We start from the raw sequence: 320 nt of genomic DNA, 5'->3' as shown, positions 1-320 counted from the left end.
TATTGCACGGGGCTTGGCAAGGCTTTTTTGACATTCATGCCGGAGGAGCAACGTGTCGATTATTTAGAACATGTATTGCTTAAGCCGATCACCCCACACACAATCACCGATAAAGAGACGCTGCTGGCGCGTTTGCAAGAATATGAACAGCTAGGTTATGCGATTGATGATGAAGAAAATGAGGAAGGGCTGTACTGCGTGGCGGCGCCCATATTTGACGCATCAAAAGTAATGCAGGCGGCGATTAGTGTAGCTGGCCCAAAAGAACGGATGCTGAGGCAAAAAAGCCAAATCGTGAACAACGTTATGGACACAGCAAA

Annotated in this window: 1 protein-coding gene; it reads left to right on the top strand. The window is 47.5% G+C overall.

The window, feature by feature from the left end; genetic code table 11:
- The coding region (locus CHH91_RS18175) for an IclR family transcriptional regulator (RefSeq protein ID WP_217973771.1) at positions 1-320 on the top strand (320 nt) is incomplete at both ends.

The sequence above is a fragment of the Virgibacillus sp. 7505 genome, from assembly GCF_002272135.1.
GTDB lineage: Bacteria > Bacillota > Bacilli > Bacillales > Amphibacillaceae > Terribacillus.
Note: the sequence above shows the minus strand (reverse complement) of the source record. Positions and strands in the feature narration are given on the sequence as shown.